At 65.7% G+C, this 24,174-nt stretch carries 23 protein-coding genes; 18 read left to right on the forward strand and 5 right to left on the reverse strand.

From position 1 onward, the window contains the following. The first annotated feature begins 45 nt into the window (after window positions 1–45). The 9 genes from H7K34_RS17775 to H7K34_RS17815 all read left to right on the forward strand — a co-directional run bounded on the left by H7K34_RS17775 (window position 46) and on the right by H7K34_RS17815 (window position 9,098). Window positions 46–582, forward strand: a complete 537-nt coding sequence (locus H7K34_RS17775) for an Rv1476 family membrane protein (RefSeq protein WP_372510803.1) — start codon at window positions 46–48, stop codon at window positions 580–582. Window positions 583–822: 240 nt separating this feature from the next. Continuing rightward, window positions 823–2,259 (forward strand): NlpC/P60 family peptidoglycan endopeptidase RipA, encoded by a 1,437-nt coding sequence (ripA, locus tag H7K34_RS17780; protein ID WP_264063293.1) that lies wholly within the window; start codon window positions 823–825, stop codon window positions 2,257–2,259. Between the two features lie 9 nt (window positions 2,260–2,268). After that, on the forward strand, window positions 2,269–2,994 hold the full coding sequence (gene ripB / locus H7K34_RS17785) for an NlpC/P60 family peptidoglycan endopeptidase RipB (RefSeq protein ID WP_264063295.1): 726 nt from the start codon (window positions 2,269–2,271) through the stop codon (window positions 2,992–2,994). Between the two features lie 190 nt (window positions 2,995–3,184). Then, window positions 3,185–4,315 carry a chaperone MoxR1 gene (gene moxR1, locus H7K34_RS17790; protein WP_108922735.1) on the forward strand — a complete coding sequence of 377 codons (1,131 nt, stop codon included), beginning with the start codon at window positions 3,185–3,187 and terminating at the stop codon, window positions 4,313–4,315. Then, on the forward strand, window positions 4,312–5,274 hold the full coding sequence (locus H7K34_RS17795; RefSeq protein ID WP_264063297.1) for a DUF58 domain-containing protein: 963 nt from the start codon (window positions 4,312–4,314) through the stop codon (window positions 5,272–5,274). Before moxR1 ends, H7K34_RS17795 begins: the two co-directional genes overlap by 4 nt. A gap of 46 nt (window positions 5,275–5,320) precedes the next feature. Beyond that, the gene (locus tag H7K34_RS17800) at window positions 5,321–6,328 is read left to right on the forward strand and encodes a VWA domain-containing protein (RefSeq protein WP_108922739.1); all 1,008 of its coding nucleotides are present in this window, start codon (window positions 5,321–5,323) and stop codon (window positions 6,326–6,328) included. A 142-nt stretch (window positions 6,329–6,470) separates the two neighbouring features. Further along, window positions 6,471–7,226 (forward strand): 3-oxoacyl-ACP reductase FabG1, encoded by a 756-nt coding sequence (gene fabG1 / locus H7K34_RS17805; protein WP_264063300.1) that lies wholly within the window; start codon window positions 6,471–6,473, stop codon window positions 7,224–7,226. Window positions 7,227–7,244: 18 nt separating this feature from the next. After that, window positions 7,245–8,054, forward strand: coding sequence for an NADH-dependent enoyl-ACP reductase InhA (gene inhA / locus H7K34_RS17810; protein WP_108922743.1), 810 nt, complete (start codon window positions 7,245–7,247; stop codon window positions 8,052–8,054). 6 nt (window positions 8,055–8,060) lie between these two features. Then, window positions 8,061–9,098 carry a ferrochelatase gene (locus tag H7K34_RS17815; RefSeq protein ID WP_372510783.1) on the forward strand — a complete coding sequence of 346 codons (1,038 nt, stop codon included), beginning with the start codon at window positions 8,061–8,063 and terminating at the stop codon, window positions 9,096–9,098. On the opposite strand, the gene H7K34_RS17820 is transcribed toward H7K34_RS17815, so the two are convergent. After that, window positions 9,095–10,069, reverse strand: coding sequence for a hypothetical protein (locus tag H7K34_RS17820; RefSeq protein ID WP_264063301.1), 975 nt, complete (start codon window positions 10,067–10,069; stop codon window positions 9,095–9,097). The genes H7K34_RS17815 and H7K34_RS17820 overlap by 4 nt on opposite strands. A gap of 57 nt (window positions 10,070–10,126) precedes the next feature. On the opposite strand from H7K34_RS17820, the gene H7K34_RS17825 reads away from it, so the two are divergent. From H7K34_RS17825 to H7K34_RS17835, 3 genes are read left to right on the forward strand one after another with little or no spacing between them, the layout of a single operon-like run. Beyond that, a complete protein-coding gene (locus tag H7K34_RS17825) occupies window positions 10,127–10,558 on the forward strand; it encodes an NfeD family protein (protein ID WP_264063302.1) in 432 nt (143 codons plus the stop codon). 48 nt (window positions 10,559–10,606) lie between these two features. Then, entirely contained in the window at window positions 10,607–11,752 is a 1,146-nt protein-coding gene (locus H7K34_RS17830; protein ID WP_264063303.1) for an SPFH domain-containing protein, read from the forward strand. Between the two features lie 9 nt (window positions 11,753–11,761). Then, window positions 11,762–12,118 carry a DoxX family protein gene (locus H7K34_RS17835; RefSeq protein ID WP_108922752.1) on the forward strand — a complete coding sequence of 119 codons (357 nt, stop codon included), beginning with the start codon at window positions 11,762–11,764 and terminating at the stop codon, window positions 12,116–12,118. Here H7K34_RS17835 and H7K34_RS17840 read toward each other — a convergent pair. The 4 genes from H7K34_RS17840 to H7K34_RS17855 are packed head-to-tail and all read right to left on the reverse strand — an operon-like array spanning window position 12,115 to window position 14,797. Further along, window positions 12,115–12,600 carry a nitroreductase family deazaflavin-dependent oxidoreductase gene (locus H7K34_RS17840; protein ID WP_264063316.1) on the reverse strand — a complete coding sequence of 162 codons (486 nt, stop codon included), beginning with the start codon at window positions 12,598–12,600 and terminating at the stop codon, window positions 12,115–12,117. The genes H7K34_RS17835 and H7K34_RS17840 overlap by 4 nt on opposite strands. Window positions 12,601–12,623: 23 nt before the next feature. Continuing rightward, window positions 12,624–12,938, reverse strand: a complete 315-nt coding sequence (locus H7K34_RS17845; protein ID WP_108922756.1) for a hypothetical protein — start codon at window positions 12,936–12,938, stop codon at window positions 12,624–12,626. Between the two features lie 49 nt (window positions 12,939–12,987). Further along, complete coding sequence (locus H7K34_RS17850) at window positions 12,988–13,989, reverse strand: S1 family peptidase (protein ID WP_264063317.1); 1,002 nt, start codon at window positions 13,987–13,989, stop codon at window positions 12,988–12,990. Between the two features lie 49 nt (window positions 13,990–14,038). Continuing rightward, window positions 14,039–14,797 (reverse strand): TVP38/TMEM64 family protein, encoded by a 759-nt coding sequence (locus tag H7K34_RS17855; protein WP_372510784.1) that lies wholly within the window; start codon window positions 14,795–14,797, stop codon window positions 14,039–14,041. Window positions 14,798–14,986: 189 nt separating this feature from the next. Between H7K34_RS17855 and mutA the strand changes: the two genes are divergently transcribed. The 6 genes from mutA to H7K34_RS17885 all read left to right on the forward strand — a co-directional run bounded on the left by mutA (window position 14,987) and on the right by H7K34_RS17885 (window position 23,989). Next, the gene (gene mutA / locus H7K34_RS17860; RefSeq protein ID WP_264063318.1) at window positions 14,987–16,858 is read left to right on the forward strand and encodes a methylmalonyl-CoA mutase small subunit; all 1,872 of its coding nucleotides are present in this window, start codon (window positions 14,987–14,989) and stop codon (window positions 16,856–16,858) included. Between the two features lie 4 nt (window positions 16,859–16,862). Beyond that, window positions 16,863–19,115 (forward strand): methylmalonyl-CoA mutase, encoded by a 2,253-nt coding sequence (gene scpA, locus H7K34_RS17865; RefSeq protein WP_264063319.1) that lies wholly within the window; start codon window positions 16,863–16,865, stop codon window positions 19,113–19,115. Beyond that, window positions 19,116–20,117, forward strand: a complete 1,002-nt coding sequence (gene meaB / locus H7K34_RS17870; protein WP_264063320.1) for a methylmalonyl Co-A mutase-associated GTPase MeaB — start codon at window positions 19,116–19,118, stop codon at window positions 20,115–20,117. Window positions 20,118–20,180: 63 nt separating this feature from the next. Then, entirely contained in the window at window positions 20,181–21,467 is a 1,287-nt protein-coding gene (gene lipL / locus H7K34_RS17875) for an esterase/beta-lactamase LipL (protein WP_264063322.1), read from the forward strand. A gap of 254 nt (window positions 21,468–21,721) precedes the next feature. After that, window positions 21,722–22,687: a sulfotransferase family protein gene (locus H7K34_RS17880; RefSeq protein ID WP_264063604.1), complete on the forward strand. Its 966-nt coding sequence runs from the start codon at window positions 21,722–21,724 to the stop codon at window positions 22,685–22,687. Between the two features lie 180 nt (window positions 22,688–22,867). Then, on the forward strand, window positions 22,868–23,989 hold the full coding sequence (locus H7K34_RS17885; protein ID WP_264063323.1) for an NAD-dependent epimerase/dehydratase family protein: 1,122 nt from the start codon (window positions 22,868–22,870) through the stop codon (window positions 23,987–23,989). Window positions 23,990–24,174: the final 185 nt, after the last annotated feature.

Here is a 24,174-nt window from a genome sequence, read left to right on the forward strand (position 1 = left end):
ACCGGGCAAGGATCGTTCGTTGAACTAGCTCAGACCACCTTCTTCCTGCAGCCGGTTCTGCCCGCTTACATTCCGCAAGACGTCGACATGACGGCGGTCAAAGCTCAGGTCGCGACCTCCGGGGTCAGCGCGCCGCCGGATGCCGTGCCGGCCCTTCTCGATGTGGTCAACCACGCTCATGCCGCAGGTATCAATCTCAAAATCGTGTTGCTCGACCACAATCCGCCGAACGACACCCCGTTGCGCGATATCTCGACCGTGGTCGGCGCCGACTATCCCGATGCCACCGTCTTGACGCTCAGCCCGAGCTACGTGGGCAGCTACAGCACGCACTTCCCCCGGGTCACCCTTGAAGCCGGCGAAGACATCGCCAAGACGGGCAATCCGGTGGTCTCGGCGCAACATTTCTTGCACGAGCTGGAAAGCCCCGAGTTCCCCTGGACCGGGCTGACCATTTTCTTGCTTATCGGCGTGCTCGCGGCGGCCGTCGGCGCCCGATTCCTGCAGCTGCGCAGCCGACGGTCAGCAACCTCGGCCGATGCCGAAGAGGCTGACGTAGCACAGCCCGTCGAGGGCATCTAACCTCCCACGTTCACCTCGGTTGGTTTGGCTGGGGACAACTCACGATCGTCTGCGGCAAATCGCGTAGGTCACCGTTCGGTCACATTAAACGCACGTAGAGGGTTGCGATTTGTGACGAGCGTTTCCCCGGCGACCGGTGTGACGTACGGTGCAAATGATGCTCGTGTTTTCTTTGGCGCTTATAGAGGTAAATGTGTCTGGCGCCGCCGTCCGTGTTAAGCCCAAGGGGAGCTAAGTCGAATGAGACGCACACGCCGGGGCCCAGCTGCGCGACCGACCGCCAGGTTGGTCCGTCCGGTCATTCCAGCGGTCCTGAGCGTGGCCATGCTCGTCACCACACCGGGTCTGGCGCAAGGTGATCCGAACGCCGACACCCTCGGCGCGCTGATCGCGAATGTCGCCAAGGCCAACCAGCGTCTGGAAAACCTGAGTGCTGAAATCCAGACGGAGCAAGAGGTCGTCAACAAGGCCCTGGTCGATGTGGAGACCGCACGGGACGGCGTGACCACCGCGCAGCATGACGTCGAGGTCAGCCAGCAGTCGGTCAAGGATGCCAACGCGGCAATCGCTGCGGCCCAAAGCCGTTTCAACACGTTCGCGGCGGCCACCTACATGAATGGTCCGTCGGGCAGCTACCTGACCGCGACTAGCCCCGAAGACATCATCGCCACCGAATCCGCTTCGAGGACCCTGGCGACCAGTTCCCAAACGGTGATGGACAACCTGCAGCGGGCCCGCACCGAGCAGGTAAACAAGGAGTCGGCCGCGCGGCTGGCCAAGCAGAAGGCCGAAAAGGCTGCTGCCGACGCGAAATCCAGTCAGGATGCCGCGGTCGCTGCGCTCACCACCTCGAAGCACAAGTTCGAAGAACAGCGTGAGCAGATCGACCAGTTGGCCGCCGAGCGGGACGCGGCCCAGGCCAAACTGCAGCAGGCCCAACTTGCGTCCGCGCATTGGTCGACCGGAAACGGCGGCGGTGCACCAACGACGGGCGACCGGTGGGACCCCGGCGCGCCGGCCAGTGCGCCCCACACCGGCGGCCGCCAGTGGGACGGTTGGGATCCCACGCTGCCGATGGTGCCCAGTGCCAATATCCCGGGTGACCCGGTCGCGGTGATCAACCAGGTGCTGGGCATCTCGGCGACCTCCACGCAGGTGACCGCCAGCATGGGGAAGGGCTTCCTGCAGCAACTCGGCATTCTCAAGCCCGACGACACTGGGATCACCAACGCCGCACCCGGTGGGGTCGGGGGACGCATTCCGCGGGTTTACGGCCGGCAGGCCTCCGAATACGTGATCCGTCGCGGCATGTCACAGATCGGCGTGCCCTACTCCTGGGGCGGTGGCAACGCGGCCGGCCCGAGCCACGGAATCGACTCTGGCGCCGGGATCACCGGCTTCGACTGCTCGGGCCTGATCTTGTACTCGTTCGCCGGGGTGGGCATCAAGCTGCCGCACTACTCGGGTTCGCAGTACGGCCTGGGCCGCAAGATCCCGTCTTCTCAAATGCGTCGCGGCGACGTCATCTTCTACGGCCCGGGCGGCAGCCAGCACGTGACGATCTACCTCGGTCAAGGCCAGATGCTCGAGGCCCCCGACATCGGACTGAAGGTGCGCGTGGCACCGGTACGCACCAGCGGCATGACCCCGTACGTGATCCGCTACATCGAGTACTAACGAGGAGCTATGGGGCACAAGCGTTTTCGCCTGATCAACTTGGCCTGGATTGCCACAGTCGTGACCGGGCTGATGTTGTCTGTCGCCGCCCCGGCCACGGCTGACCCCGGCGGGTGGGACCCCACTTTGCCGGCCACCATCAGCGCCGGCGCTCCGGGCGATCCGCTCGCGGTGGCCAACGCTTCGCTGCAGGCCACCGCCCAGGCCACCCAGACCACCCTCGACCTCGGTAAGCAATTTCTGGGCGGCCTCGGGATCAACATCGGCGGCGATTCCGCTCCCACCGCGGCTACCCCGACCAACCCCGGCGGCAAAATCCCGCGGGCCAACGGCCGGCAGGCCATCGAGTACGTGATCCGGCGGATGGGCTCCCAGATGGGGGTGCCGTACTCATGGGGTGGTGGCTCGCTGGAAGGCCCCAGCAAGGGCGTCGGCGACGGCGCCAACATCAACGGTTTCGACTGTTCGGGCCTGATGCGTTATGGATTTGCCGGTGTCGGCGTGCTGATCCCGCGGTTCTCCGGTGACCAGTACAACGCTGGCCGCCACATTCCTCCCAACGAGGCCCGGCGCGGCGACCTGATTTTTTACGGCCCGGGCGGCGGCCAGCACGTCACCATGTATCTGGGCAACGGCCAGATGCTGGAGGCCTCCGGAAGTGCCGCCAAGGTGACTGTGAGCCCCGTGCGAAAGCCCGGTATGACGCCGTACCTGACTAGGATCATCGAGTACTGACCCAGGTGTGCCGTCGGGATCGCGGCCGAACCCGGCGGGTTTGATTTGCTCGTCAGCGGAGCGCGGCGTCGATGGAATCCCTAGGGCCTGGAATAGTTGGACGAGGGCACGTAGCTGCCCCACGACATTCGTCGTGATGGCAGTTGTGTTCGATTTGAGCTGTATCGGTTAAACCGAGAAGAGGATGTTAATGACAGCAGCAGGTGGGCCGCCCCCGGGCGCCAGCGGTTACTCGGGTCCGAGCGGGCAGTCTGGCCCCGGGGCCCATGCGGCGCCAGGTGGCGCCGACGGATTGGCTGCCGAAGTACACACCCTGGAACGGGCCATCTTCGAGGTCAAGCGGATCATCGTCGGTCAGGATCAGCTGGTGGAGCGGATGCTGGTCGGTCTGCTGTCCAAGGGCCATGTGCTGCTCGAAGGTGTCCCCGGCGTGGCCAAGACGCTGGCCGTCGAGACGTTCGCCAAGGTCGTGGGCGGCACGTTCGCGCGTATCCAGTTCACGCCCGACCTGGTGCCCACCGACATCATCGGTACCCGCATCTACCGGCAGGGCAAGGAAGAGTTCGACACTGAGCTCGGCCCGGTCCACGTCAACTTCCTGCTCGCCGACGAGATCAACCGCGCGCCGGCCAAGGTCCAGTCGGCGCTGCTGGAGGTGATGGCCGAACGTCAGGTGTCAATCGGTGGCAAGAGATACCCGCTGCCCAGCCCGTTCCTGGTGATGGCGACGCAGAACCCGATCGAGCACGAGGGGGTTTACCAGCTGCCCGAGGCGCAGCGTGACCGCTTCCTGTTCAAGATCAATGTCGGGTACCCCTCGCCCGAGGAAGAGCGCGAGATCATCTACCGGATGGGCGTTAAGCCGCCGCAGCCCAAGCAGATCCTGGACACCGGTGACCTGCTGCGGCTGCAGGACGTCGCGGCCAACAACTTCGTGCACCACGCGCTGGTCGATTATGTGGTGCGCGTCGTCACCGCGACCCGCCATCCCGAGCAACTCGGCATGAACGACGTCAAGACGTGGATCTCGTTCGGCGCATCGCCGCGTGCCTCATTGGGCATCATCGCGGCCGCCCGTTCGCTGGCGTTGGTGCGCGGTCGCGACTATGTGATCCCGCAAGACGTCGTCGAGGTCATCCCCGACGTGCTGCGCCACCGTTTGGTGCTGACCTACGATGCGCTCGCCGACGAAATCTCGCCTGAGGTCGTCATCAACAGGATTTTGCAGACCGTCGCCCTTCCGCAGGTGAATGCCGTTCCGCAGCAAGGGCATTCGGTTCCGCCGGTGATGCAGGCTGCGGGCGCGGCTAGCAGTCGGTGACCGATCCGAACCCCGCCGCGAAGTCCGCGGCGCTACATCCGCCGTCGTTTCAGCGCGGACAGCTCGATGACCCGAAATTGTCGGCGGCGCTGCGCACGCTCGAACTCACCGTCCGGCGCAAGCTCGACGGAGTCCTGCACGGTGACCACCTCGGCCTGATACCGGGCCCGGGTTCGGAGCCGGGGGAGTCGCGGGAGTACCAGCCCGGCGACGACGTCCGACGGATGGACTGGGCGGTCACGGCCCGCACCACCCACCCGCACGTGCGGCAGATGATCGCCGACCGCGAGCTGGAGACCTGGATGGTGGTCGACATGTCGGCCAGCCTCGACTTCGGCACCACGGTCTGCGAAAAGCGTGACCTGGCGGTCGCCGCGGCGGCCGCGATCACATTCCTCAACAGCGGGGGCGGCAATCGGCTGGGCGCACTCGTCACCAATGGTGCGGACAACGTCCGGGTGCCGGCCCGCTCCGGGCGGCAACACGAACAGACGCTGTTGCGCACCATCGCGACTATGCCCAAAGCGCCGGTCGGAGTGCGCGGTGACCTGGCGGTCGCCATCGACGCGTTGCGTCGCCCGGAACGCCGTCGCGGAATGGCCGTGATCATCAGTGACTTCCTTGGGCCGATCAACTGGATGCGTCCGCTGCGCGCGATTGCCGCTCGCCACGAGGTGCTGGCCATCGAGGTGCTCGACCCGCGCGATGTCGAACTACCCGATGTGGGCGACGTTGTGCTTCAGGACGCCGAAACCGGCGTGACCCGCGAATTCACCGTCGATGCGCAACTGCGGGATGACTTCGCCAAGGCGGCGGCGGCGCATCGTGCCGACGTGGCCCGAACGGTTCGCGGTTGTGGCGCACCGGTTTTGACGCTGCGCACCGACCGGGACTGGATCGCCGACATCGTCCGCTTCGTGGAGTCCCGCCGGCGTGGGGCCATGGCGGGGCGCCAGTGACTCGCGCTTTTCCCAAGGCGGTCATGCACGGCGAGACGGGTCTGTTATGACAATGCCTTTGCTCGGCGCGATGTCACTGTCCGGGTTCGCGCACGCATGGTTCTTCCTTTTCCTGCTCGTCGTTGTCGGGTTGGTCGTGCTGTACGTGCTGATGCAGTTGGCCCGCGAGCGACGCATGCTGCGGTTCGCCAACATGGAGCTGCTGGAAAGCGTGGCTCCCAAACGGCCTGCCAGATGGCGCCATGTGCCGGCGATCCTGCTGGTGGCATCGCTGGTGTTGTTCACCGTCGCGATGGCCGGGCCGACAAACGACGTCCGGATTCCACGCAACCGCGCGGTGGTGATGTTGGTGATCGACGTGTCGCAGTCGATGCGTGCCACCGACGTCGAACCCAACCGGATGGCCGCCGCGCAGGAGGCGGCAAAGCAATTCGCCGACGAGCTCACACCGGGCATCAACCTCGGCCTGATTGCCTATGCGGGTACCGCGACGGTGCTGGTGTCGCCGACGACCAACCGCGAGGCAGCCAAGATTGCGCTGGACAAGCTTCAGTTCGCCGACCGCACCGCCACCGGCGAGGGGATCTTCACCGCGCTGCAGGCCATCGCCACGGTCGGCGCGGTCATCGGTGGCGGCGACAAGCCGCCGCCGGCCCGCATCGTGCTGTTCTCCGACGGTAAGGAGACGATGCCGACCAACCCGGATAACCCCAAGGGCGCCTTCACCGCCGCACGGACCGCCAAGGACCAGGGCGTGCCGATCTCGACGATCTCGTTCGGTACCCCGTACGGCTTCGTCGAGATCAACGACCAGCGTCAGCCGGTGCCGGTCGACGACGAGACACTCAAGAAGGTCGCCCAGCTTTCGGGCGGAAATTCCTTCAATGCCTCGACCCTGCAGGAGCTCAAGGCCGTGTACGCGTCGCTGCAGGAGCAGATCGGCTACGAGACGATCAAAGGCGACGCCAGCGTGGGCTGGCTGCGGCTGGGAGCGCTGGTGTTGGCGCTGGCGGCGCTGTCGGCGTTGCTGATCAACCGCCGGCTACCGACCTAGCTGATCTCGCGATGGTCTTCGGCGACGTCGCATTGGCGGAATTGTGCCGAGAATCACCGACAAGCGCCGCGAGCCAAGGTAGGTCCCGGCCGCAAAGGGGGCAGACTGCAGCCCTGCCGCACCGAGGCGATAAGTTGGCCGGGTGACTGACGTAGCCACCGAGCTCGCCGCCGACGGCGGCAAACCCGCATTCGTATCCCGTTCAGTCCTGGTGACGGGCGGAAATCGGGGGATCGGCCTGGCGATCGCGCAGCGGCTGGCGGCCGACGGTCACAAGGTTGCCGTCACGCACCGCGGTTCAGGTGCGCCCGAGGGGCTTTTCGGCGTCGTGTGTGACGTGACCGACAGCGACGCCGTCGACCGCGCCTTCAAGTTGGTCGAGGAGCACCAGGGTCCGGTCGAGGTGCTGGTGTCCAACGCCGGTATCTCCAAGGATGCGTTCCTGATCAGGATGACCGAGGAGCGGTTCGAGGAGGTCATCAACGCCAACCTCACCGGTGCGTTCCGGGTGGCCCAGCGCGCATCGCGCAGCATGCAGCGCAAGCGATTCGGCCGGATCATCTTCATCGGTTCGGTGTCCGGCAGCTGGGGCATCGGCAACCAGGCCAACTACGCGGCCGCCAAGGCCGGCCTGATCGGCATGGCCCGCTCCATCTCCCGGGAGCTGTCCAAAGCCGGGGTGACCGCGAATGTGGTGGCGCCGGGCTATATCGACACCGAGATGACCCGCTCGCTCGACGAGCGCATCCAGGAGGGTGCGCTGGAGTTCATCCCCGCCAAGCGGGTCGGCACTGCCGAGGAGGTCGCCGGGGCGGTCAGCTTCCTGGCGTCTGAAGATGCAAGCTACATCGCCGGCGCCGTCATCCCCGTGGACGGCGGCATGGGCATGGGCCACTAGAGAAGGAAAACATTAGACATGGCAGGCATTCTCGACGGCAAGCGGATCCTGGTAACCGGGATCATCACCGACTCGTCGATCGCGTTTCACATCGCCAAGGTGGCCCAGGAAGCGGGCGCTCAGTTGGTGCTGACGGGCTTTGACCGGTTGCGGCTGATTCAGCGCATCGCCGATCGGCTGCCGGAAAAGGCCCCGCTGATCGAACTCGATGTGCAGGACGAAAAGCACCTCGACACGTTGGCGGATCGGATCAGCGCCGAGATCGGCGAGGGCAACAAGCTCGACGGTGTGGTGCACTCGATCGGTTTCATGCCGCAGACGGGAATGGGTATCAACCCGTTCTTCGACGCGCCCTACGAAGACGTGGCCAAGGGCATCCACATTTCGGCGTACTCGTACGCTTCGCTGGCCAAAGCGGTGCTGCCGATTATGAATTCCGGCGGCTCTATCGTCGGTATGGATTTCGACCCGACCCGGGCCATGCCGGCCTACAACTGGATGACGGTCGCCAAGAGCGCACTGGAGTCGGTGAACCGGTTCGTGGCGCGCGAGGCCGGTAAGGCGGGGGTGCGCTCGAACCTCGTTGCCGCCGGGCCGATCCGAACGCTCGCGATGAGCGCGATCGTCGGTGGCGCACTCGGCGACGAGGCCGGTGCTCAGATGCAGCTGCTCGAGGAGGGCTGGGACCAGCGCGCCCCGATCGGCTGGAACATGAAAGACCCCACGCCGGTCGCCAAGACCGTGTGCGCGCTGCTTTCGGAGTGGCTGCCCGCGACCACCGGCTCCATCATCTACGCCGACGGCGGCGCCAGCACCCAATTGCTTTAACCGGCAATGGAATTTGACGCCGTCCTGCTGCTGTCCTTCGGGGGCCCAGAGGGCCCACAGCAGGTGCGACCGTTCCTGGAGAACGTCACCCGCGGCCGCAATATACCGCCGGAAAGGCTAGACGACGTCGCCGAGCACTATCTGCATTTCGGCGGCGTATCGCCGATCAACGGCATCAACCGCGCGCTGATCACGCAACTGGAAGCCGAGTTAGCTGACCGCGGTTCGGATCTGCCGGTGTACTTCGGCAATCGCAACTGGGATCCGTACGTCGAAGATACGGTAAAAGTCATGTGTGACAATGGTATTCGTCGCGCTGCGGTATTCACCACGTCAGCCTGGAGCGGCTACTCCAGCTGCACGCAATATGTCGAAGACATCGCCCGCGGCCGTCGGGCCGCAGGTGCGAATGCGCCCGAGTTGGTCAAGCTGCGAACCTATTTCGATCATCCGCTATTCGTAGGGATGTTCGCCGACGCGATCGCGGCGGCCGCCGACACGTTGGCGGCCGAGTTGCGTGGCCAGGCGCGGCTGGTATTCACCGCACATTCGATTCCGGTGGCCGCCGATGAGCGCTGCGGCCCGCGTCTGTATAGCCGTCAAGTCGCTTACGCCACAAGGCTGGTCGCCGCGGCCGCCGGATACGCCGACTACGACCTGGCCTGGCAATCCCGATCGGGTCCGCCGCAGGTTCCGTGGCTGGAACCCGACGTTGCTGACCATCTGCGGGTACTGGCGGAGACCGGCACCAAGGCCGTCATCGTCTGTCCCATCGGATTCGTCGCCGACCACATCGAGGTGGTGTGGGACCTCGACGAAGAATTGCAGTCACAAGCGCGGGCGGCGGGGGTGGCATTGGCCCGGGCCGCCACGCCGAACGCCGACCGGCGATTCGCGATGCTGGCCGCGGATTTGATCGACGAACTGCGCTACAGCCGCGCTCCGGCCCGCACCGGCGGACCTGACCCGGTACCGGGTTGCCTTGCCAGCGTCGACGGCGCGGCGTGCTGCCCGCCGCATTGCGTTGCGGGAGAAGAGGGTTAGTCGGCCCAGGCCGAGTTAAGGATCGCGTTAACCGCGGCCATTCGCGCCGAGCGCACCACCGAATTCAGCGGTCGCAGTGCGTCGCCGGCGATCCGCGCCTCCGACGATGATTGGGTGCCGATCGGTTCCAGCCCGGATACGACACGGGCCGCGAAGCGATCCGCGGTCGGAGCGCCGCCCGCGTGCGCGGACGGATCGGAGGCCCGGCTGAGCCCGGCGCTCACCGCGATGATCGCGTCGACGTGTGCGGCGTTCTCCAGCACCCGCACGGCACGCGACGGCGCGTGGTCGGGAACCCGGTGTTGCCGTGCGGATTCCAGCAACTGTTCGACAAGTCCTCGCGGATCGTCGATGTCGCTTGCCGATCCCAGCCCGATAGCGCCGAGCGCATCGGCGGCCGAACGCACGGCCGACCGCAGCGAGTATTCGGCATCGCCCAGCTCGTGGTGTTCGAACACCGGCGCGCCGGGCAGTGAATACACCGTCCACGCCAGCGCGCACAGTTCCGGTAAGCCCGGGTCGTCGTCGCCGGCCTCCTCGGGATCGGTGTACGAGAACTCGGGGACCAGCCCGACAGCGGCGGTGGGGTCGTCCGGGTGGGTGATGATCACCGCCTCACCGGCGGCTAGCGCGTCGCGCTCGAACTGGGTCCCGGGGGCCAGGCCGCGAACGTCACCGGGAACCGGCAACACCACGTTGATCGTCCCCGGCAATGGACCCGAAGCACCCGTGGCCCCCGGCAGCGTCAGCCGGCCAACCGCGGCGCGCAGCGTCTGCAACAACGAGACGGTCCCGGCGTCGTGCACGTCGGGCCACGGCAGCCCGGTGTGGCCGGCTGCAACAGCATCATACGCGGTGACCGATTGCTTTGGCGCCCAAAGAGATAGCGCGTCCAACACGTCGTCGGGCGCAGCCTTGCCCGCGAGCCAGGCGTTAGCCCACACGCACAGCGAAACACTCGGACACCACATGATCTCGCAGTGTAGTTGTTTGGTCCGGCAAAGGCGGATCACGCGTATTCTGACGGCATGGCGATCGCGCTGAGCTGGCTAATCTTCGCACTGGCTCTTGCCGGTGCGGAGGCACTGACGGGCGATATGTTCCTGTTGATGCTGGGCGGCGGTGCGTTGGCCGCCTCGGCCACCGCATGGTTCACGGATTGGCCGATCCTGGCCGACGGGGCGGTGTTCCTGATTGTTTCGGTCCTGCTGGTCGTGCTGGTGCGGCCCGCGCTGCGGCGTCGGCTGACGCCTACACACGAGCTGCCCACCGGCATCAAGGCCCTGGAGGGCAAACGCGCGTTGGTGCTTGACCGAGTCGCCCGCGACGTGGGGCAGGTGAAGCTCGACGGCCAGGTGTGGACCGCGCGCCCGTTCAACGACGGCGATGTCTACGAAGCCGGCGAATCGGTCACTGTCGTGCACATCGACGGCGCGACGGCGGTGGTGATCAAACAGTAGCCCGTCGACACAGACGCTGCGAAAGCGCTGCGAGAGAAAGGAATTCCGGTGGAAGGTGCGGTTGCTGGTTTGGTGTTGCTGGCAGTCCTGGTGATCTTTGCAATCATCGTGGTGGCCAAGTCGGTTGCGTTGATTCCGCAGGCCGAGGCCGCGGTGATCGAACGGCTGGGTCGGTACAGCCGCACGGTCAGCGGGCAATTGACGCTGCTCATCCCGTTCATCGACCGGGTGCGTGCCCGGATCGACCTGCGCGAGCGGGTGGTGTCATTCCCGCCACAGCCCGTCATCACCGAAGACAACCTGACGCTCAACATCGACACGGTGGTCTACTTCCAGGTCACCGTCCCGCAGGCCGCGGTGTACGAGATCAGCAACTACATCGTCGGCGTCGAGCAGCTCACCACCACCACGCTGCGCAACGTCGTCGGCGGGATGACGCTGGAGCAGACCTTGACGTCGCGCGACCAGATCAACGGACAGCTGCGCGGAGTGCTCGACGAGGCCACCGGCCGCTGGGGCCTGCGGGTCGCCCGGGTCGAGCTGCGCAGCATCGACCCGCCGCCGTCGATTCAGGCCTCGATGGAAAAGCAGATGAAGGCCGACCGGGAGAAGCGGGCGATGATCTTGACCGCCGAAGGTACCCGGGAGGCGGCGATCAAACAGGCCGAGGGCGCCAAGCAGGCGCAGATCCTGGCCGCCGAGGGTGCCAAGCAAGCCGCGATCCTGGCCGCCGAGGCGGAGCGACAATCGCGGATGCTGCGCGCCCAGGGTGAGCGTGCCGCGGCCTACCTGCAGGCGCAAGGTCAGGCCAAGGCCATCGAGAAGACGTTCGCCGCGATCAAGGCGGGCCGGCCCACCCCGGAGATGCTGGCCTACCAGTACCTGCAGACGCTGCCCGAGATGGCCCGCGGCAGCGCCAACAAGGTGTGGGTGGTCCCCAGCGACTTCAGTGCGGCGCTACAGGGTTTCACCAAACTGCTGGGCGCACCGGGCGAGGACGGGGTGTTCCGGTTCCAGCCATCTCCGGTCGAGGACGTGCCCAAACACGCGGCCGACGCAGACGACGCCGAGATCGCCGATTGGTTTTCCACCGAGTCCGATCCCAAGATCGCCCAGGCGGTAGCCAAGGCAGAGGCGATAGCCCGCAAGCCGGTCGATGGCCAGCCGGGGCCGCCGCCAGAATTGACCCAATAGGATTGCCGGATGACTGCTTTGAGTTCGCCGAAGACCTATGCGGCGCTGGGCGCGTTTCATGCCGTGGACGCGGTGTTGTGCGGTGTTCAGGTAGCTCCGATCAAGAAAGTGTTGGACGACGTCGGTCTTCCGGACAACGTTCGGCCCGTGCTGCCGGTGGTGAAGGCGGCCGCGGCGGTCGGCTTGCTGTCCGTCAGCCGCTTCCCCGCGCTGGCCAGGCTGACGACGGCGATGCTGACGCTGTACTTCGTATTGGCGGTGGGCGCGCACGTCCGGGTACGCGACAAGGTCGTCAATGGCCTTCCGGCAGCGGTATTTTTGGCCATCTTCGCCGCGATGACGGTGAAGGGGCCGGAGCACAACTAGTCGAGCCGTAACTCGACCAACGGCAGCGGTGTATCGGTGTCGGTGATCGCAACGCCGAGTGTTTCTTCGAGCACCGGCCTGAATTGTTCCCACGTTCGCCGGTGACGGCTGCGGTAGTCGGCCAGCGTGCGATCGGCTTCGCGTTGGTCGAGGACACGTGCGGTCGCGGGCGCGGGCGCGCGGCTGCCGACGTAGATGCGCACCCGTGGGGAAGCTTGGATGTTGCGGAACCACTGCGCTTTTCGGCCGAACCCCGATGCGACGATGTATACGTCTGCCCCGCGGTGGTCGACCACTTCCAACACGGCGTAGCGCCGGACGCCGGACTTGCGGCCCAGATGTTCGAGCATCAGGATGCGCGAGCCGAACAGTGCGCCGCCGCGGCACCGGTAGATCCAGATCGGCGCGCGGACAAGAGGTCGGGTCCGCAACAGCCGCCCGGCCGCCCTGGCGACAAGGGATCGCGAATGTGCTTGTGCCACTTAAACCAAACCCAGGGGCGCTGCTACGGCGAGACCGGATCGAGCCGCGGTGACGGCGGCAGCGCGTGGGGGCCCGGCGGCAATGGTGGCATCGGCACGGCACTCGGCGCTGGCGCCGGTGTGATGGCAGACGGCGCGGGATACCCTGACGGCGGTGTCGAGGAGAACGGCGGCGGATAGGGCGGCGGGGGCAGCTGGACGCGGATCGTAAACACCAGGCCGGTGATCGCGAACGCGGCGATCGCGCCGAGGATCAGGCCAACCAGACCGGCACCAAGTAACGCCGCGGTGGAGAATCGCCGCCCGGGTGCGCCGATGGAGTTGTTGTCGGATGTCATGCGGCTCCCCACATTGCTCGTCGGATCAAGACGGTGGCGCGTCCGGTCTTTAGCGCGGACCGGGTCGTTGCGCGATCGCGGCGGTTAGCTGCCATTTGTTCAGCCACGGCTGTACTAGCTCGGCAACCGAGAATTTGGCCGGGGCCAGGCAGCCCGCGTTCGGAGTGGCAGGATTGCTGCCACGGATGTCGATGCCGACCGCCGTGGCGGTGCCGTCGTTTTGGATCAGATAGACCGGGCCGCCGGAATCGCCGCATTGACCGCCCGCCAAGAACGAGACCTTGCTCTCGGTGACGTCGAGCACCGGGCCGCATTCGGCCTCACCGCTACTCATGCCGAATTTGCACAGTTCCTGTCCGATCGACAGATCGGTGGTGACCCCCGTGATCGGCAGCGTGGTGGCGACCGCCGAACTCCGCGGGACGTTGTCGCCGTCGAGCACGATCAGGCCGATGTCGTGTTGCTCGTTGTGCACGCCTTCGCTGACTGTGCGGGCGAATGTGCCCAGCTTTGCGTACGGGAGGATGCCGCCGAGGTTCATCACCACCTTGCTTGGTGTGTGCGGCCGATTGCAGTGACCGGCGGTGAGAAGACCAGCCTCACCCGTGCTGGTACGCACTAAAAAGCCGGCAGTGCAACCCATTCCGCCGGAGCCATCGGCGTATTCAACATAGATGCCCGCGCCCGGGCCGGCGGCCGTCGACGCCGGCAATGCGATGGGGGTCAGTTCGGGAATGGGCGCGGGTTCTTGCACGCGCTCGATGTGCTTGGGTGCCAGCCAGATGGCCGTCATGCACACAGCGGCGGCGAATGCGGCTGCGATCGTCAGCCACGAGGCGCGCGTTCGCTCCCGCGCGGCATGCGGGTACGAGACGGCCGACGCGACGACCACGTCGCCGGTCGGTACGCGATACAGCCTGATCCGATCGAGCAGGAACGACAAGACAGCGACGCCCACCGACGCGAGGGCGCCGAGCAGGAGCACGAGCAGGCCCGCCCGCGACGGCTGCAAACCGAAAGTCGCTAGCTGCTGCGCGTAGACCCGCTCCATTGAGTAGATCTTTCAGGCAACTGGCTGCGCACTCAACAGTCCGGCCCGGTTAGCTGATAATGACCGGCTCGGAAGCGGGCTCGTCGGGGTGCGCCGTGTGGTGTCGTCGGCGGTAATGACGGACTTCGACGAACAGCCCCGTGAGCCCCAGCGCACTGGTGACCAGGGACACCAAGAAGAGCAGCGGGCTGGGGTGACCGGCCAGCGCGTCGCCGAGAAAAACCACCGCGGCGGTGCCGGGCAGTAGACCGGCCAGCGTGGCCAGCGTGTACGGCCTGATGCCGACCGCGGACGCGGCGGCGGCGTAGTTGACCACCGAAAACGGCAGGACGGGAATCAGCCGCAGCGACAGGACCGACACCCAGCCCCGCTCGCGCAGCCGCTGGTCGGCCCGGTGCAGCGCTCGGTAGCGAACCAGCCGGTCGAACCGCCACCCTGCGGCGCGGACCAGCACCAGCGCCAACACCGCGCTGGCGGTACTGGCGACCACCGCGATCAGCACGCCCAGGGCGGGGCCGAACAGCAGCCCCGCGGCCAGGGTGAACGCCGTGCGCGGGATTGGCACCACCGTAACGACGGTGTGCGCGATCAGAAACGCCAACGGGAACCACGGGCCCAACGATTGAGCCCAATCGCGCAGCTGCACCGCGCTGGGCAATGGAACACATAGCGCCAGCACAACCAAGAGTGTGATACCGACCACTGCCGCCAGAGCGCGCGGCCGGGACACCTGGCGTGTGGTCATCGCCAGCGCGCGCCAGAGACTGCGCAGCGTGCTGGTGGTTTTAGAAGTGGCGGAGCCCGTCACGCCACTAAACGTTACGGGCCAGAAATGAATAACTTGTATCCCGGGCCTGGCGTTTCGGCGTGTCCTCGCTCGATCGATTCACCTCGCGGTTTTTGGCGGCGGGGCCAATCAATTAGCCTGATTAGTGAGTCGCGTGTCCTCCGCAACCTCAAGCAACGTTGCCAATAGCTGCGAAAACAGGAGCCGTCGGTGTCCATTGACGTACCCGAGCTCGCCAACCTAGAACAGGTTCGCGAGCGCTGGCGCACCGCGGTGGCCGGTGTGCTTGCCAAGAGTGCCCGCAAGGAACCCGCCGAGTTGGGCGAACAGCCCGAGCATCTGCTGGACACCCAGACATACGACGGGTTCGCCGTACGCCCGCTTTACACAGCGTTCGACGAGCTGCCCGAACCGTCGCTGCCCGGCGAGTGGCCCTACCTGCGTGGCGGGGACCCGTTCCGCGACGTGAAATCCGGCTGGAAGGTCGTCGAGGCGTTTCCGGGCGCCGCAGCCACCGCCGCCGAAGCCAACGCGGCCGTGTTGGGTGCGCTCGGCGACGGGGTCAGCGCGTTGCTGATCCGCGTGGGGGCGGACGGTGCGACGGCCCAGGACCTCGAGGTGCTGCTCTCGGGCGTCTACCTGAGCATGGCGCCGATCGTCATCGAGGCCGGTGCCGACTACGTGGTGGCGGCCGACGCGATGCTCGCCCTGGTGGCCGACGTCGAAGCCGACCAGCGTGCCACCTTGTCGATTGACCTGGGCGCCGACCCGTTGACCGCGGCACTGAGCGGGCGTCCCGCGGCGGCGATCGACGACGTCGTCGCGGTGGCTTCGCGCGTGACCGACGAGCGCGGCGTGCGGGCAATCACCGTCGACGGGACCGCCTTCCACAACCTCGGCGCCAACGCGACCTGGGAACTGGCCGCCGGAATCGCGGCCGCGGTCGCCTATCTGCGGGTGCTCACCGAGGCAGGGATACCGGTGGGTAAAGCGCTGGGCCAGATCAGTTTTCGGTTTGCCGCCGATGACGATCAGTTCATGACGATCGCCAAGATGCGCGCAGCGCGTCAGCTGTGGGCGCGGGTCGCAGAGGTTGTCGGCGAACCCGACGCCGGCGGGGCGATCGTGCACGCGCAAACGTCGCTGCCGATGATGACCCAGCGCGATCCGTGGGTGAACATGTTGCGCTGCACGCTTGCCGCCTTCGGTGCCGGGGTCGGCGGCGCCGACACCGTGCTGGTTTTCCCGTTCGACATCGCGATCCCGGGCGGGTTTCCGGGCACGGCAAGAAGTTTCGCGCGCCGAATTGCACGCAACACACAGCTGCTGCTGCTAGAGGAGTCGCACGTCGGGCGGGTGCTGGATCCCGGCGGTGGATCGTGGTTCGTCGAAGATCTCACCAAACAGCTTGCGCAGCGGGCGTGGGAGCAATTCCAGGCCGTCGAGGCTCGCGGCGGGTTCGTCGACGCTCGTGACTACATCGCGGAGGCGATCGCTGACATCGCCGGACGGCGTGCCGACGACATCGCGCATCGGCGTACGGCGATCACCGGCGTCAACGAATTTCCGAACTTGACCGAACCCACACTGCTGCAAAGTGATTCGATCGGCCAGCCGGATGTCGGCAACCTGCAGCGCTACTCTGCCGCATTCGAGGCGTTACGCGATCGCTCGGACGCCTTCCTGGCCCGCACCGGTGCCCGCCCGCAGGCGCTGTTGCTTCCACTGGGGCCGCTGGCCGAGCACAACATCCGCGCCACATTCGCGGCGAACCTGCTGGCTTCGGGCGGCATCGAGGCGGTCAACCCGGGAACGCTGGACGCCGGGGCCGTCGCCGCGGCGGTGTCCGATGCGGGATCGCCCGCCGTGGCGGTGATCTGCGGTACCGACAAGCGTTACGTCACCGAGGCGGCCGGAGCCGTCGACGCGGCGCGTGCCGCCGGAGTGTCCAGGGTCTACTTGGCGGGGCCGGAAAAGGCGGTGGCCGACACTGGCCCGCAGCACCGGCCCGACGAATACCTGACAGCTAAAATCAATGCGGTCGAAGCGCTTTCGGATCTGCTCACTCGGTTGGGGGCGTAACAAGATGACAACGTCTACTCCTGTGATAGGCAGTTTCGCCGACATTCCATTGCACGGCGATCGAGTGGGCCAGCAGCCCACCGAAGCTGCCGTGGACGAGCATGTCGCCGCGGCGGCTGCCGCGCACTGGTACACGCCAGACCAGCTAGTCTGGCATACCCCGGAAGACATTGACGTCAAGCCGGTGTACATCGCCGCCGATCGTGCGGCCGTCGAGGCCGACGGCTATCCGCTGAAAAGTTTCCCCGGCGAACCACCGTTTGTGCGCGGCCCGTATCCGACGATGTATGTCAACCAGCCGTGGACAATTCGGCAATACGCCGGCTTCTCCACCGCCGCGGAGTCCAACGCGTTCTACCGTCGGAACCTGGCCGCCGGCCAGAAGGGCCTGTCGGTGGCCTTCGACCTGGCCACCCACCGCGGCTACGACTCCGACCATCCCCGCGTTCAGGGCGACGTTGGAATGGCCGGTGTGGCAATCGATTCCATTCTGGACATGCGGCAGCTGTTCGACGGCATCGACCTGTCCACGGTGTCGGTATCGATGACGATGAACGGCGCCGTGCTGCCGATCCTGGCGTTGTACGTGGTGGCGGCCGAGGAGCAGGGGGTGCCACCGGAGAAGCTGGCCGGCACCATCCAGAACGACATCCTCAAAGAGTTCATGGTGCGTAACACCTACATCTATCCGCCCAAGCCGTCGATGCGCATCATCTCCGATATCTTCGGCTACTCCAGCGCCAAGATGCCGAAGTTCAACTCCATCTCGATTTCTGGCTACCACATCCAAGAGGCCGGTGCTACAGCGGATTTGGAGCTGGCCTACACGCTGGCCGACGGGGTCGACTACATCAAGGCAGGCTTGGACGCCGACCTGGACATCGACAAGTTCGCGCCCCGGCTGTCCTTCTTCTGGGGCATTGGGATGAACTTCTTCATGGAAATCGCCAAGCTGCGCGCCGGCCGGTTGCTGTGGAGCGAATTAGTCAGCCAGTTCGACCCGAAGAGCGCGAAATCGCTGTCACTGCGCACACATTCACAGACCTCAGGCTGGTCGCTGACCGCCCAAGACGCGTTCAACAACGTTGCCCGCACCTGTATCGAGGCGATGGCCGCAACGCAGGGCCACACCCAGTCACTGCACACCAACGCGCTGGACGAAGCGCTGGCGCTGCCCACCGACTTCTCCGCCCGGATCGCTCGCAACACCCAGCTGGTGCTGCAGCAGGAGTCAGGCACCACACGGCCGATCGACCCATGGGGCGGCTCCTATTACGTGGAGTGGTTGACTCATCAGCTCGCGCAGCGCGCGCGTGCCCACATCGCCGAGGTTGCCGAGCACGGCGGGATGGCGCAGGCCATCGACGATGGCATTCCCAAGCTGCGAATCGAGGAGGCCGCCGCGCGCACCCAAGCCCGGATCGACGCGGGGATTCAGCCGGTGGTCGGGATCAACAAGTATCAGGTCGAAGAGGATCAGGAGGTCGAGGTCCTCAAGGTCGAAAACAGCCGGGTGCGCGCCGAGCAGTTGGCCAAACTGAAAGACCTGCGGGCAAGCCGGGATTCGCAGGAAGTCGAGGCCGCCCTGGCAGAGTTGTCCCGGGCGGCCGCCGCACAGGGCCGCGCCGGGGAAGATGGGCTGGGCAACAATCTGCTGGCGCTGGCCATCAACGCCGCGCGTGCCAAGGCCACGGTCGGGGAGATCTCGGATGCGCTGGAGAGGGTGTACGGCCGCCACCAGGCGGAGATCCGTACCATCGCCGGCGTCTATCGCGACGAAGCCGGAAAGGCTCCGAACATGGCAAGCGCCACCGAACTAGTCGAGAAGTTCGCCGAGGCCGACGGCCGCCGGCCCAGGATCTTGGTGGCCAAGATGGGCCAGGACGGCCACGATCGCGGTCAGAAGGTCATCGCAACGGCGTTCGCCGACATCGGCTTCGACGTGGACGTCGGTTCGCTGTTCTCCACGCCCGAGGAGGTGGCCCGCCAGGCTGCCGACAACGACGTCCATGTGGTCGGCGTGTCCTCGCTGGCCGCCGGACACCTGACCCTGGTGCCGGCGTTGCGTGACGCGCTGGCCGAGGTCGGTCGGTCCGACATCATGATCGTGGTCGGTGGCGTCATTCCGCCCGGTGACTTCGACGAGCTGTACGAGGCCGGCGCCGCGGCCATCTTCCCGCCCGGCACGGTGATTGCCGACGCCGCGATCGGCTTGCTGCACAAGCTCGCCGAGCGGTTGGGTTACCACCTCAGCTAGATGGCGACCAATGCCGGCAAGGCCGATCGTGAGGCCGTCGAAGGGCTAGCCGAGGCCATTCGCAGCGGGGACCGGGCCGCGCTGCCCCGGGCCATCACGATGCTGGAGTCCACCCGCGGCGACCATCGCGAGCGGGCGCAGCAGCTGCTGCTCGACTTGCTGCCCGACTCCGGAAACGCCCATCGGGTGGGCATCACCGGGGTCCCCGGGGTTGGAAAGTCCACCACCATCGAGTCATTGGGTATGCACCTGATCGACCGTGGCCACCGGGTGGCGGTCCTGGCGGTCGACCCCTCCTCGACGCGTACCGGCGGCTCGATCCTCGGCGACAAAACCCGGATGTCGCGATTGGCGGCGCACCCGGATGCCTACATTCGGCCGTCGCCTACGTCGGGAACGCTGGGGGGCGTAGCAAAGGCCACCCGGGAGACTGTCGTCCTACTGGAAGCGGCCGGTTTCGACGTCATCCTCATCGAAACGGTCGGGGTGGGCCAATCCGAGGTGGCCGTGGCCAACATGGTCGACACCTTCCTGCTGCTGACTCTGGCGCGCGCCGGCGACCAGCTGCAGGGCATCAAAAAAGGTGTGCTGGAGCTCGCCGACATCGTGGTGGTGAACAAAGCCGACGGCGATCACCTACCCGAGGCGCGCAAAGCCGCACGCGAGCTCTCGTCCGCGATCAGGCTGATCTATCCTCGTGAAACCCTATGGCGGCCACCAGTTCTCACGATGAGCGCGATGGAGAGGACCGGTTTGACCGAGATGTGGGACACCGTCGAGCGCCATCGGGAGGTGCTCAGCGAGGCGGGGGAGTTCGATGCTCGACGGCGATCCCAACAGGTCGACTGGACCTGGCAGATGGTCCGGGACACCGTCCTGGACCGGGTGCTGTCCAATCCGGGGGTGCGCAAGATGCGCGCCGAGTTGGAGCGGCAAGTCAAAGCCGGCGAGCTGACCCCTGCGATGGCGGCCCAGCAAATACTAGACGCGGCGTCTCGCTAACGGAAAGGTAAATTAATCCGTGTTTGTGCTTGACACAGGCTGATCCAAAGTAAATTCAAAATTGTGACGGTAGACAACGGGGTCGATCACCGCGCGAATCCCTCCGACGATGCTCCTGACGCAGGTCATCGTGTGTTCGGTTCGGTGGACCCAAACTTCTCTTGCGTCGTACGCGGTTTTTCGAGCCTGTTCCCCGGACGTCGATTCGGCGGCGGAGCGCTGGCGGTCTATCTCGATGGCCAACCCGTCGTCGATGTGTGGACGGGCTGGTCGGACCGGGCGGGGCAGCTGCGCTGGACGGCTGACCGGGCGCCGATGGTTTTCTCGGCGACCAAGGGCATGGCGTCGACCGTGATCCACCGGCTCGCCGATCGGGGCCTGATCGACTACGAAGCCCCGGTCGCCGAGTACTGGCGTGAGTTCGGGGCCAACGGCAAATCGACCCTCACGATTCGCGAGGTGATGAGGCACCGGGGCGGCTTGTCGGGCTTGCGCGGAGCCACGCAGGAAGACCTGCTGGATCACCTCGTCATGGAAGAGCGGCTGGCAGCGGCGTCTCCCGGACGCTTGCTGGGCAAGCCGGCCTACCACGCGCTGACCTTCGGCTGGCTGATGTCCGGCCTGGCCCGTGCCGTGACCGGCAAGGGGATGCGCGCACTGATTCGCGAAGAACTGGCAGAGCCACTGGGCACCGACGGCATGCACTTGGGCCGCCCGCCCGCTGGCGCCCCGACGCGGGTAGCCGAAATCATCATGCCGCAGCACGTCATCGGCAATCCAATCATCGGCTATGCGGCACGCAAGGTGGCTACCGAGCTGTCCGGTGGATTCCGCTCGTTGTACTTCCGTGGCGTGATGGCCGCCGTGCAAGGCGATATCCCGCTGTTGGATGCCGAGATGCCGGCAGCGAACGGGGTGGCAACGGCTCGTGGTCTGGCGCGGATGTACGGCGCCATCGCCAATGGCGGCGAGATCGACGGCATCCGGTTCTTGTCACCGGAGATTGTCGCCGGACTAACCGGACGGCGGAGCCTGAAGCGGGACCGAAACATCATGGTGCCCTTGTCATTCCACCTGGGCTATCACGGCGTGCCGTTCGGCAACGTGATGCCGGGATTCGGGCACGTCGGAATGGGCGGTTCGTTCGGTTGGGCCGACCCCGCGTCCGGGCTCGCGTTCTCGTTCGTGCACAACCGATTGTTGTCACCGTTCCTGGTGCTGGATCATTCCGGGGTGGCCACGTTGGGCAATCTGCTGCGGGTGGGCGTCGGTAAGGCCCGCAAGCATGGGTTCCGGCCGGTGAGCGAATTCGGGGCGCCGTTCAGCGAGCCTGGCGCCGTCGCTGGTTGATCCGAGTTCCCTCTCGAAATGCCGGGTTCGGCGGTATTATCAGCGAACCCTCGATGGTGTACACCCGGTGCCAGCCAAAGAACCACGAGGTTAGGGGCCGAGTGAAAGGGCTTCTTGGTGCGTACACCCAGATCCACCATCGAAGTGCCCGTGCCAATTTCCTTTCGGTCCCGTAAATTACCTTGGGTAATGATTAAAAGTCGGTGTTGCACCGCGACGGGCGCGCGAGCCGCATCCGGCACGGGACTGCGCCCATGACTGGCCTGCCAAACTGCGTGCGTCGCACGGTGCTATTCGTGCTGGGGCCGCAACGGTCCGGAACGTCGGCAATTACCCGCGTTCTTTCTCTGTGTGGTGTTGCGTTGCCTGCCGGGATGTTGGGCGCCGACGCGGGCAATCCGCGCGGCTATTGGGAACCGCGCAAGGCCATCGCCATCAACGAAGGCATCCTCTATCGCCACCAGAGCGCGTGGTTTGATCCTTCGCTGCGCTCGATGGACGACGCGCTCGATGCTGAAGAGAAGGCCGCCTGCATCGCTTCGATTCAGGAGTATCTCACTGGGCTGCCAGACGCGCCGCTGCTGGTGATCAAAGAACCCCGGATTACGACGCTGACTGAACTCTGGTTCGAAGCGGCACGACGGGCCGGGCTCGACGTTGCGGTCGTGATCGCGGTACGCCACCCGTTGGAGGTGATCTCGTCCGTCGCCGCGACCTGGCGAGTGTCGCGCGAGCTCTCGGGTGCCCTGTGGTTGAAATACAGCCTCATGGCGGAGCGGTGCACCCGCCGTCTGCCGCGCGTGTTCGTTGACTACGCCGACTTCCTCGACGACTGGCCGCGGGAGATAAAGCGGATCGCCACGACGCTCGACATCGAATTGAACACGCACCAAGAAGATGCAATCGAGGCGTTCCTCACTCCCGATCTCCGGCGCCAGCGCCACTCCGGATGCGTGACAGGGAAGGGGCTTGTCGGTGCGGACTGGATTTCAGTGGTCTACAACACACTGTGCGAGGCCGCACACGACGAGCCGCCGAACGAGGCCGCACTCGATTGCATTTTCGAGTCGTATCGCGAAAGCGACGAGTTACGCACGGCGTGTGAGGACTTCAGCAGCCGGTCCAAGAAAATGCTGTTCAGGTTGCTGCGGCCGTCGGTTGCGATGCCGATGATGGAGCTTGTCGCGATCGCACACGGGCGCCGTGGAACCTGGGCCTAGCGGCTTGGAACCGGTCTCGAATCGATCGGCAACTACCCGCGTCTAGCCGCCCTATATCGGGAATGCTGCTGGCGCACCCGCGGTCGTATATATGATCGATTGAACCCATTCTCGACAATGCATGTGTTCGTACTACCAACCCTGCAGACCAACGGGAGACGTCGACCCTTGACACAATCCGTGCTTATCACTGGTGGAGCTGGATTCATCGGGTCGGCGCTGTCGCGCCGCCTCACCAAAGCCGGTTATGACGTCGCTGTGCTCGATGTCCTGCACCCGCAAGTGCACGCCACGGGTCAAGCGATCGACTTGCCGGCATCCGTGCGGTTATTCACCGGCGATGTCACCCACGCGCCCGACTGGGATGCCGTTCTTCGGTTGTTCCGTCCTACCCAGATCGTCCATCTGGCAGCCGAGACGGGAACGGCACAGTCCCTGTCGGAGGCGACCCGCCACGGATCCGTCAACGTCGTGGGCACCACCCAGCTGCTGGACGCCCTGGGCCGCTCGGGACTTGTGCCCGACCAGCTGGTGGTGGCGTCGTCGAGGGCCATCTACGGCGAGGGCGCTTGGCAATCTGGTGCACAAACCTTCTATCCGCGGCCTCGCAGCCATGCACAGCTGGCGGCCGGCATCTGGGATCCGCAAGGCCCTACGGGTGAACGTGCGGTGCCACTTGCGAGCTGCGCAGGCCGGACAGAGCCACGGCCCACCAACGTGTACGCGGCGACCAAGCTCGCCCAGGAGCACACGCTCGCCGCCTGGACCGCCGCGCACGACACGAACGTCAGCGTGCTGCGACTGCAGAACGTCTATGGGCCAGGCCAGTCGCTGACCAATTCGTATACCGGGATAGTTGCTCTCTTCGCGCGGTTGGCCCGCGAGCAACACGCGCTGGAGGTCTACGAAGACGGTCGGATCGTGCGCGATTTCGTGTACATCGATGACGTGGTCGACGCGCTTTTTGCTTCGGTCCAGCAACCCGCGGCCGAGCAACGCTGCCTCGACATCGGGTCAGGCACCCCGACAACGATCCATGAGCTGGCGCAAACGATCAGCGCCGTCTGCGGGGCGCCCGAACCGGTCGTCGTATCGAAATTCCGCGATGGCGATGTGCGTGCCGCGAGCTGCGACATCGAGCCCGCGAAAGAAGCCCTGGATTGGCGTCCCAAGTGGACGCTCGACGATGGATTGCGTGAACTGCTGGAATGGATCGGACAACAGTACGAATCCCCTTCCACGGCAACCGATCACACACTCGAATCAAGCCGCTCGGTAGCCGAACATGCCGGTCGCAATTAACGGCGCCCGGGCTATGAATGGCGGGTCCTTTAACGAGCGGGTGCGCACGGCCTGCGATGACGCCGTGGGGCAAAGGACAAGCACGCGGGCCGGCTTCGGACGCGGTGACGCTGAGTTCGCTGGGGGCTCAGGATGACTTACGGGCAATCGCGTGATTCATTCCGCAATTGAAGTGATTCGCTATT

The organism is Mycobacterium montefiorense (assembly GCF_025823255.1).
Lineage (GTDB): Bacteria > Actinomycetota > Actinomycetes > Mycobacteriales > Mycobacteriaceae > Mycobacterium > Mycobacterium montefiorense.